Below are 7,329 nucleotides of genomic sequence, written 5' to 3'. Positions count from 1 at the left end.
CTTTTTGTTGGGTTTCCTTTCCTTACGTCAACCCAACCTACAGTAATTGTTATGATTACTATAGTCCGTAGCTTGGGTTGAGCGAATCAACAGGTTAAAGAAAACCTCTCAATTCTAGGGGAGAGCGAAACCCAACACGGTCGCTTCCTTTTTTGCCATCTTGAGGAAATTTGACTAACTAATAGAGTTCAACCTATTAATTTTATCTTAACGGACAACAATTATAAATTTTTATTTTGATAATAAATCGGGTCAATTTTTATTTTTGGTGAGCACCCTATAGCTGACGACATAATTCTTTTATACTAAACTTTGAGGTTCGCAATAGGGGTTAATTCATCATTTATTTCAAAATGAGAATTGCTGCTGGAAAACACCAAGATTTTTCTAGAGGTCTAACGGCTATGCGCTTTATCCAGCGAGCCTTTTAGTCGCTCTGTCACCCCTTGAAGTGTAAAATATTTCCCCATCAAAACTCACCGTTCGCTCATTTCTCGAACCGAAAATTTGATAAGTTGTCTCAAATGCAGTTTAGCAAACCCATTGAGCGTTCTACTGGAATATTTATTAGTACAAAAAGACCATTTTGAGGTTAAGGAATTGATGAGGGTTTGAGCGAGCCAATTGGCGATCGCACTCTTGAACCTATTCTGCTCACCTTATTCGCTAAAAAGCATATAGGATAAAGGTAACAGTAATTTTAAAACCCTTCCCCTAAAAAATTAAGCGAACAATGAGTCAAAATAATTGCCAAAAAAATCTTTAAATTTGTTTCCCACTTGCATCAGCGATCGGTTATCAGATCTAAGTTTTCAGTTCACTGATGACTGTTGACTGATCACTGAAAAAAGCTGGCCAGATCGGGAAAAAACTCCGTTAGAATACGGAAAGCCGTTTACAAAACGATACAAACTCATGACCGTTGCTTACCCTCGTAAATTCAAGAAGACGATGAGCGCTCGCGACATCATGAAGCGTGTCATTAGCGATCGCGAAATTCATCTTGTCACCCTCAACCGTTACCGCTACAACGAACAACGTAGCTGTAAAGACCTGACCGAACTGATCGAAACCTTAGACGGACAACCAAAAGAACTGATCCAGGACCTTTCCCACCACGTCGCCGATGAGGCGCGTCATGCTTACTGGTTAACCGATTTATTGATCGAATTGGGGGCTGATGTGGGGAAACCGCCGGGGTTGTCCTATATCGACGAATTTGAACGTCTTCTCGATCAAGACCAATTCCAAGGCGAAGAACAAAGGGAAGATGGACTGATTGCAGCCCTAGCGGCAATTAACGTCACGGAAAAACGGGGATGCGAATACTTTGCCGCCCATATCTATGCCCTCAAGGAAGGGGAACAAACCCCAGAAAATCTGAAAATTCGGGAAACGATCGCCAAAATTTTTCCTGAAGAAGCGGGCCATGTGCGTTGGGGCAATCGTTGGTTAGCCAAAATTGCCCAAAAAAGCCCCGAACATCGGCAAAAAGTCGAAAAAGCGAAGGCCAAATACTCAGCGATCGAACAGGCCGCCTATGAATCGGGTATGGATATCACCCTGGGGGCAGAATTGCGCCGCGTCGGTCATTTAATGGAAATCGCCGCCACTATGCCGCTTTGGGAACGTCCTCAATATCTGATGGAACGTTTACCCCAATCCCTTCTCGACCCGAAATTACAATTATTCCGGGTAGAAGCGGCTCAAAAAGCCTGGAATCGTGATCCACAAATGTTTATGGAACGCTTTTTACCGATGTTTTTTAATGCGGACGGCAATATCGGCAAAAAAGAGAAAGTCAACTAATTTAACCTTGATTTTCAGGGGCAATCGTTCAGCGATCGCCGAAGAAATGTTCATCGAGGATCGAGAAAATCGGCTATTGTTTTAAATAGGGGTGAGTTCTCGGCTTTGGGGCCAGAGAAACACCACTTTTTTACTGTTTATTTTGGCTTTTCTCTTTTGGATTATGCGTCTTTTAGCTGCCTTTGATCGCTATCCCGATAGTGTATCTTTAACCCTAGAACCAGTAGCCACCGACTCGCAAAAATTTGATTTATATTTAACTTTACACCTACAAGCTCAAATTCAATCTCTCCTCGGCGGGGAAATTAAATGGGGACTGAAAGGAGGAAAATTAGATTTTGTTTTAGTTAATTGTCACCTAACACCAAATCCTCTTTCTAGTCAAGAGTTATACATAAATCGTATTAATAATTATCAATGGCGGTTATCGTTCAAAAGTGTTCAGTCAATATTTACAGGAGCGCTCGAAAGGATTAACCTAGGAACCGTCAGTGTCGAGGAAGAACCTTATCATCTAACTGTGCAATTTTCGCTGACAGCTGCCGATATCTGTATCACGGAAACATCGGGATTATGGAAACACGATCTAAGTCCCAATAAACATAGTATTTTAGAGCGAAAGTTAGCATTTTTCCTGATGGAAAATCAATTTGATGCTTTTTTGAGTCGTATTTCTTTGGGTTCATCGCAGGTGGAATTAGATAATGTTCTAGTGGAACCGAAACCAGCAGCATCAGAAAATTTAGAGAAATTGCAGACACAAATCGAGGGAATTTATGCTGCTGTTAGTGATGATTTTCTGGAATTAGCCCAATTAGCTGAACTTAATCCCCTAACGGATTTTACTGGGGCAAATCTCCTAGCAGCGGAATTAAGTGGTATATCTTTAGGCATGGCCAATCTCTATCAAGCAAATCTGCGGGGGGCAAATTTAACCGATGCTGATTTAAGTGAAATTAACGGCAGTCATGCTAGTTTTAAGGGAGCAGATTTAAGCGGAGCCTTATTAGCTAATGCCGATTTAAGTTATGCTGATTTTTACCGTTCTAGTTTGGCTTTAGCTAATTTAATTGGCTCCAATTTAGCAGGAGCTAATTTGGTTGAAGTCAACATCACTCAAGCGAATTTGAGTGGGGCAAAAGTGCAGGGGGCAAAGTTTGCCGATAACGTGGGGATGACCGAGGAATTGCGGGAAAATTTACGCTTGCGCGGAGCTTTCTGCGATTAATCAACTATTCAGCCTCTAAATGACACCAAATACCCTCACCCCTCCCCGAAAATGAAGATTAGAGATTTTCCTCGGTATCTATGCCTAATTCCCGCAGTTTAGCTGCTAATTTCGCCGCTTTTTGCTTTTCTTGCTGTACTTGGTTTTCTGCCTCTACAGCCCGATTTTCTGCCTCTAAAACCCGGTTTTCTGCCTCTAAAACCTGATTTTCTGCCTGTTGTGCCGCTTCTGCGGGAGTGGGTACTAATTCCCCTTCGGGGGTAAAATAGCGCAATTTATTGGCGGATAAACCCAAATATAAGCCTAATTGTTGACTCCAGAGCCATCCCTGGGGATTGGGGGCAATCGGTTGATATTGACCGCTAATTAGGGTAAATCCTTGAAATTCTCGGCTTTCTGGGTCAAACCAAAAATAATCGGGAGTGCGAAATATATCTTGATAAATTTGTTTTTTCTCCTCTCGGTCAACTTTGGCGGTACTATCGGAGAGAATTTCGATAATTAAATTGGGATATTTGCCCTCTTCTCGCCAAACTACCCAACTTCTGCGGTTAGGATTGGGATTTGTCCCCAAAACGACGAAAAAATCAGGACCACGAAAGAATTCTGACTTTTTCTGGTTGGGACTGTAATAGATAGTTAAATTGCCAGTGGCAAAATAATCTTCTCGCTCGCGCCACCACCATTCTAAACACTGAATTAATAAAATAATTTGTTGTAGATGTAAGTTACTTTCCAAGGGTGGTTCATCACTCCAAAATTCGCCTTCTGGGAAGATTATCTCAGGGTTGACATGAGACTCGACTAGGGGTAAGCTTTGAGCGATAGTCATGGTTTATCCAACAGAGATAGGTCGATAACTTATTATAAATGATTGAAGGGATTTTTTGAGCAATTGTAGCAATAGCAATTGAGGTAGAATATTCCTGTGGGTAAATCGCCATTTTCTCCTTAAACAATACCGGAACGCAGGGCAATTACGGCCGCTTGTACTCGGTCGTCCACGGCCAATTTATTCATAATTCCCCGCACATGGGTTTTAATCGTATTGGTGCTTAAATAGAGCTTTTCGGCGATTTCAGCATTACTTTTGCCCTCGACAATTAACTTTAAAACCTCCATTTCTCGCTCCGATAAAAGTGCTAGATTGGGATTAGGTTGCACTGCCGGTGCTTTGAGATTATCCATGACTAAACGGGCAATTTGAGGGTCTAAATAGGTGGCCCCATCCTTAGCTGCTTCAATAGCGGACAAAAGGCGATCGAGACTGGCTCCCTTGATACAATAGGCATCAGCACCACTAGCCAGAGCTGCGATCACTTCCTGTTGGAGAGTGTGGGAAGTGAGCATGACCACATGAACATTAGCTAAACCCTCCTTAATCTGTTTAGTTGCCGCAATGCCATCAAGACGGGGTAAACCGATGTCCATGACCACTAAATCTGGCCGTAGGGATAGGGCTAATTGTACCCCCGCCAGACCATCACTCGCTTGACCGACAATCTCAAAATCTGGTTGTTCACCGAGCGCTTGTTCTAAACCTAACTGCATTAAAGGATCGTCTTCAACAATTAAAATCCGCATGATCTTTGATTCCTAAAAGGAAAATGTACGGTTTTCACCCATCTGCATGAAGCAGAACTACTCCTAGTTTAGGCAATCTGGAGAGAGATTAACAGTGATCAGCGATCAGTGACCAGCGATCAGTGACCAGCGATCAGTGACCAGTGATCAGTGACCAGTGACCAGTGACCAGTGAAAGATACTAAATTTATTGAAAATTGAAAACTTAAACCTAATAAGTACCTAAGCAAAATTAATTACACATTTCGATAAAGCTTTTGCCTCTTGCCTATTGCCTCTTGCCTGTCTTCACTAGGAAATTTATTTTGCATGACTACTTAACTTAAACCTAATAACTTAAAACTTAAAACTTAAAACTTAAAACTTAAACCTGATAACTGATAACTGATAACTGATAACTGATAACTGATAACTGATAACTGATAACTGATAACTGATAACTGATAACTGAAAATGCTACGGATTTCATCAGATCGCTCTAAAATTGTGCTTGTTGCCCTGGTTTATCTGGGTGTTGGTTGGCTAGGCTATCTCTGCTTAAATTTAGGGTCGCGACCTGCCCCAATTTGGATGAGTGCTGGTATTGGCTTAACTGCTGTTTTTTTAGGGGGAAAAAGGCTAGTTTTAGGCGTTTTTATCGGGGATTTGCTTCTTACCTTCCTTTTAGGGGCCAGTGGGCCTATAGCTCTATTTTCGGCACTCGGCAGCAGTTTATCGGCCCTGTTAGGGGCGCAATTCCTGCATTATCTGAGATTTTCCGCCACTTTACAGCGTATTCGCGATATCCTTTTACTGGTATTTTTGGCGGCCTTATTGGCCTCGGCAGTCAATGCCACCATCGATACTTTTGCCCGTAGTTGGCTAAATACTTGGGATTGGCGGCAATTTGGACAGTCTTGGGGCATTATCTGGCTCGGAGATAGTACGGGGATCTTAATGACCACGCCGCTGCTGTTGCGTTTTTGCTTCCAGCGTCACTCCCTGCGGGAAGCACGGCAACCCCAACGCCTTGGCGAGGCCTTACTTTGTCTGAGTTTGCTAACGGTGGTGACTTCCGTGGTTTTTGGTGGTCAACAGAATTTTCTTAACCCCGATTGGAGTATGGTGCAGTACCTCGAATATCTCCCTTTTCCCTTTGTGGTTTGGGCTGCTATGCGTTTTCAGACCTGGGGAGCGGTAATAGCCAATTTTTTAGTATCTATTTTAGCTTTGATGGGATTGGTCGGAGGAGTCAGCCCTTTTATCCTACAGGCCCCTGATTATACCAGAGGTGTCCTGATCTTACAAATCTTTTTAGTCATTGTCATGTCAACTTCTCTGTTTTTATCGGCGGCGATTACCGAAAGACAACAGATCGATCGAGCTTTAAATGAAACTTTAGAACGAGAACATTTGCTAACACAAGTGGCTTTAAAAGTCCATCAATCTTTAGATATAGATCAGGTTTTAAATACCATTGTTGAGGAAATCAGAAATTTTCTCGATGCCGATCAAGTCTATATCGGTCACTGTCAAGAGGGGGGTTGGGCCAAGGTAATCGCCGAGTCCCGTCGTCCCCAGATTCCCCCGCTCATGGGTTGGTTTCCCGAACCAGAATTACTGGAAGAATTAGGACAATTATTTTCTTTAGATAAGTTAATTATTGCTGATAATACCGCTAAGGTGCAAACGCTGCCCACTCTCAAGGGTTATTACGAATACCTGCAAGTTAAATCCTCTTTAGTTTTACCTCTAACGGTTAATAATCAACATTTAGGCGCTTTAGTAGTCCATCAATATTCCCATCCCCGTCATTGGCAAAAAAGCGAGGTCAAATTATTAGAACAGTTAGCCACCCAAGTTTGTATCGCTATCGGCCAAGCGCAGCTATATCAGAGGGTGCAAAGATTGAATAATAATTTAGAACGGGAAGTAGAAACAAGAACCCTAGAACTGCGGGAAAAAGTCTGGGAAATTCAGCGTTTATACGAAATGAAAACGGTTTTTTTACAGGCAGTATCCCACGATCTTCGCACCTCGATTATGGGATTAGTGATGTTATTAAAAAATTTCCAGTGTCGGCAAACAGAAAAAGTAACTATCTCGCGAGCAATGCTCGATCAGGTGGTGCGTAGTTGTGATAGACAATTAACTTTAATTAATGCTTTATCAGAAAATCATTTTGCTGAAGAACGGCCTTTAATCTTGCATCGTCAACCTCTATCTCTAAAAAAACAGGTGGAAATTTGGCTGAAAGATTGGCAAAAAGATTTTGATTTATATCAAGCTACGTTTATTAATCTTCTCCCCGATAACTTACCCGCTATTGATGCCGATCCTTGTCAGCTAAGAAGTGTTTTTGAACAATTATTAAATAATGCCTTAAAACATAATCCTTCACCGATTCAATTAGCTTTAGATGCTCGTGTTGACCAAGACATGATCTACTGCACTTTAAGCGATAATGGCATTGGCATGGATGAGGAACAATGTCAACATCTTTTCCATTTATATGTAAGAAATCTTCATAATCAACACCTAACGGGAATCGGTTTAGGTTCCTACCAATGTCGGCAAATAATCGAGGCTCACTCTGGGAGAATTGGTGTAAAAAGTACCCCACAGGTTGGCTCACAGTTTTGGTTTACCTTACCCCTTGCCCATCAAAATTCTAGATTAATTAAGCCGGAGTTAGTCAACAGTAATCAGTGATTTTTTAACAGGATCAA

The 7,329-nt window shown here is 41.9% G+C and carries 5 protein-coding genes; 3 read left to right on the top strand and 2 right to left on the bottom strand.

Translation table 11 applies throughout. The annotated features are described in order from the left end of the window. Nucleotides 1–915: 915 nt before the first annotated feature. Nucleotides 916–1,809, top strand: coding sequence for a ferritin-like domain-containing protein (locus EWV66_RS23255; RefSeq protein WP_052277407.1), 894 nt, complete (start codon nucleotides 916–918; stop codon nucleotides 1,807–1,809). Nucleotides 1,810–1,972: 163 nt separating this feature from the next. Then, on the top strand, nucleotides 1,973–3,037 hold the full coding sequence (locus EWV66_RS23250; protein WP_052278508.1) for a pentapeptide repeat-containing protein: 1,065 nt from the start codon (nucleotides 1,973–1,975) through the stop codon (nucleotides 3,035–3,037). Between the two features lie 58 nt (nucleotides 3,038–3,095). Here EWV66_RS23250 and EWV66_RS23245 read toward each other — a convergent pair whose 3' ends face one another. Next, on the bottom strand, nucleotides 3,096–3,869 hold the full coding sequence (locus EWV66_RS23245) for a Uma2 family endonuclease (protein WP_052277406.1): 774 nt from the start codon (nucleotides 3,867–3,869) through the stop codon (nucleotides 3,096–3,098). 119 nt (nucleotides 3,870–3,988) lie between these two features. Next, entirely contained in the window at nucleotides 3,989–4,621 is a 633-nt protein-coding gene (locus EWV66_RS23240) for a response regulator (protein ID WP_052277405.1), read from the bottom strand. A gap of 453 nt (nucleotides 4,622–5,074) precedes the next feature. On the opposite strand from EWV66_RS23240, the gene EWV66_RS23235 reads away from it, so the two are divergent. Next, nucleotides 5,075–7,312 carry a sensor histidine kinase gene (locus EWV66_RS23235; RefSeq protein WP_052277404.1) on the top strand — a complete coding sequence of 746 codons (2,238 nt, stop codon included), beginning with the start codon at nucleotides 5,075–5,077 and terminating at the stop codon, nucleotides 7,310–7,312. Nucleotides 7,313–7,329: the final 17 nt, after the last annotated feature.

It is taken from the genome of Microcystis sp. M_OC_Ca_00000000_C217Col (genome assembly GCF_007095585.1).
Classification (GTDB): Bacteria; Cyanobacteriota; Cyanobacteriia; order Cyanobacteriales; family Microcystaceae; genus Microcystis; species Microcystis panniformis.
The sequence above is the reverse complement of the archived record's forward strand: the minus strand, read 5'-3'. Positions and strand labels throughout refer to the sequence as shown.

Excerpts from the sequence above, each read along its gene's own strand:
- EWV66_RS23255 (WP_052277407.1), top strand. The coding sequence starts at position 916 with ATGACCGTTGCTTACCCTCGTAAATTCAAGAAGACGATGAGCGCTCGC.
- EWV66_RS23250 (WP_052278508.1), top strand. The coding sequence starts at position 1,973 with ATGCGTCTTTTAGCTGCCTTTGATCGCTATCCCGATAGTGTATCTTTA.
- EWV66_RS23245 (WP_052277406.1), bottom strand. The coding sequence starts at position 3,869 with ATGACTATCGCTCAAAGCTTACCCCTAGTCGAGTCTCATGTCAACCCT.
- EWV66_RS23240 (WP_052277405.1), bottom strand. The coding sequence starts at position 4,621 with ATGCGGATTTTAATTGTTGAAGACGATCCTTTAATGCAGTTAGGTTTA.
- EWV66_RS23235 (WP_052277404.1), top strand. The coding sequence starts at position 5,075 with ATGCTACGGATTTCATCAGATCGCTCTAAAATTGTGCTTGTTGCCCTG.